This is a genomic window from uncultured Kluyvera sp., assembly GCF_902485085.1.
GTDB lineage: Bacteria > Pseudomonadota > Gammaproteobacteria > Enterobacterales > Enterobacteriaceae > Kluyvera > Kluyvera ascorbata.
On sequence record NZ_CABTJS010000191.1, the window covers coordinates 1 to 2,144 of the forward strand.

Here is a 2,144-nt window from a genome sequence, read left to right on the forward strand (position 1 = left end):
CACCGCCCGCTGAGTTGTTGCAGGTAAAGTTTTCATGTTTGCTCTCGTGAAAGTTATTAGCGCTGGGTGGGATAAATGGCGATGTACACGTAACCGCAACTGCCAAGGGTGTCGGCTTCGCAGGTGAAATCATTGTGGTACAGGGTGACACAGTGGGCATGGCGAGGATTCATTTCACCAGTAGTCAGCATCGATTCCATCTGGCTGATAAAATGCGGGAATACCACATCCAACTTAAGACATTCTGCTTCGCTGAACTTGCCGGTGATACTGGCCCGGTCAGCCAGATAATGCAGCCGGTTCCCCTCCTGCACCAGACGGGCTCCCAGGCGCGGCGTGATATTCCGCTGCAGGCCCAATGTGATGTTGCTCATTGATAACCTCCTTTATTGTCAGTTCAGGGTGATGCTCATCAGGCAGGTATAGGGCCCGTTACGGTCCTGGCGTCGTTCGGCGTATACCGCGAGGACTCCGGTGATATCCGGCACATCCCTACCGGTGTAATGACAGACGCTACCGTGCCACTGATATTTTCCACTGCAGTAGCGAAAGATCCGGGACTCAGGATGCAGGCGGTATATCGTCATTGCCCGGCGTTTACTGATAATTTTCATGTCATACCTCACAACAGGCCGTGTTCTGCAAACGAATAGATTTGCCTGCCGCCGACAATCAGGTGGTCAGGAACGCGGATATCCACCAGCTGAAGTGCCTGCACCAGTCGCTGCGTGAGGGCTTTGTCAGCCTGGCTGGGAGCTGTCTCGCCGGAAGGATGGTTATGCGCCAATATCACCGCAGCCGCGTTGAAGTGCAGAGCACGTTTGACCACTTCCCGGGGATGGACTTCAGTGCGGTTAATCGTGCCGCTAAAGAGCGTTTCATGGGCGATAAGCTGGTTCTGGTTGTCCAAGTACAACACCCGGAACTCTTCCCGCTCAAGTGCGGCCATATGCAGTCGCAGCCATTCACGGACAGCATGTGAGGAGGTGAAGGCCCCCCCCGGGCTCATGCAAGTGCCGGTCCAGAGCCCTGAGCGCCCGCTGAATGAGACGCCGGTCCTGTGGCGTCATCTCGCCGGGTAAAAAGGAAAGCTGTTTCATCCGTTGTGCCTCCGGTCAGTCGATGATACGCAAAATGGCGTGAGCTTCAGGATGCCGCAGAGCATACTCCCGCAGGCGGTAATAGTGCTCTGTCATGGCATCGCATTCGGTGCGACAGGCGTGATGGCTGTATTCAATCAGGCAGACAGCGATACCTGCGGCTTCCGCGCTCATTTCCGCACCATTGCCGTTCATGCCGTTGAACAGATGCCATTTATCGTCATTGTCAGCATCAGGGGCCATAAACGCGCCGCCATTGCTGAGGGTGTAGAACGACCAGATGCCGCCGCTGTAGCCCTCGCAGAAGCGGTCCATCCAGGCGAAGATATGCGGCTCCAGGAGTAGCCACTGCGGGATAGCGCCAAAGTACTGTGACCAGAAATCGATACGCTGTTCATCGGGGACCGGCGTGACGGTCAGTTCAAATTCAGGTTGGTTCGCGGGGGCGAGGTCTTGCTGTGTCTGCGTTGTCATGGATATTTCTCCGTTAATCAAAAACGCCAGCGGCGATGGCTGGCGAATGGGGAATAAAGGGTATTCGGGAAGGTGAAATGTCGCGGGTAAATGCTTCGGGCTCAGCGGGTGGAGGTGCCTGTATGGATGCCTGAGGTGCGGATATAGCGGTTAAGACCTTCACCGGCATCCGGTTCAAAGTTCCATGCCCGCCAGAGCATCCGGCCTTCAGTGTCTCGAACCACCAGGCGGAAGTGACTGCCCTGGTCGTCTTCGAGTGTGATATTGCTGTAAGTGGTAGTGACCGCTGTAAGCGTGCAGCGAGAACCGTATTGACGGGGATGTGTTATTCAGTTGGCAGTGCTACGCGCCAGGGGAGTAGTTCGCTGACCCGGTTTATCGGCCAGTCAGCTATAACATCAAGCACATGGCGAAGGTAGCTTTCTGGCTCCACTCCGTTCAGTTTGCATGCCCCGATCAGGCTGTACAGCAGCGCTCCCCGCTCTCCTCCATGATCCGAACCGAAGAACAGGTAGTTTTTGCGGCCCAGGCTGACCATCCGTAGCGCATTCTCAGCTATGTTGTTATCTG

Annotated in this window: 5 protein-coding genes and 1 pseudogene; all 6 read right to left on the reverse strand. The window is 55.6% G+C overall.

What is annotated here, in order from left to right; genetic code table 11:
• Positions 1-56: 56 nt before the first annotated feature.
• Entirely contained in the window at positions 57-374 is a 318-nt protein-coding gene (locus tag RDN66_RS24050; RefSeq protein ID WP_123652652.1) for a type IV toxin-antitoxin system YeeU family antitoxin, read from the reverse strand.
• A gap of 18 nt (positions 375-392) precedes the next feature.
• Positions 393-614: a DUF987 domain-containing protein gene (locus RDN66_RS24055; protein ID WP_123652651.1), complete on the reverse strand. Its 222-nt coding sequence runs from the start codon at positions 612-614 to the stop codon at positions 393-395.
• Positions 615-622: 8 nt separating this feature from the next.
• Positions 623-1,100, reverse strand: a pseudogene (radC, locus tag RDN66_RS24060) (DNA repair protein RadC).
• 15 nt (positions 1,101-1,115) lie between these two features.
• Positions 1,116-1,574 carry an antirestriction protein gene (locus tag RDN66_RS24065; protein WP_104678497.1) on the reverse strand — a complete coding sequence of 153 codons (459 nt, stop codon included), beginning with the start codon at positions 1,572-1,574 and terminating at the stop codon, positions 1,116-1,118.
• 101 nt (positions 1,575-1,675) lie between these two features.
• Complete coding sequence (locus tag RDN66_RS24070) at positions 1,676-1,903, reverse strand: DUF905 family protein (protein WP_123652676.1); 228 nt, start codon at positions 1,901-1,903, stop codon at positions 1,676-1,678.
• The coding region (locus RDN66_RS24075; protein ID WP_308538236.1) for a transposase domain-containing protein at positions 1,900-2,144 on the reverse strand (245 nt) is incomplete at its 5' end. The genes RDN66_RS24070 and RDN66_RS24075, both read right to left, overlap by 4 nt.

Excerpts from the sequence above, each read along its gene's own strand:
- RDN66_RS24050 (WP_123652652.1), bottom strand. The coding sequence starts at position 374 with ATGAGCAACATCACATTGGGCCTGCAGCGGAATATCACGCCGCGCCTG.
- RDN66_RS24055 (WP_123652651.1), bottom strand. The coding sequence starts at position 614 with ATGAAAATTATCAGTAAACGCCGGGCAATGACGATATACCGCCTGCAT.
- RDN66_RS24065 (WP_104678497.1), bottom strand. The coding sequence starts at position 1,574 with ATGACAACGCAGACACAGCAAGACCTCGCCCCCGCGAACCAACCTGAA.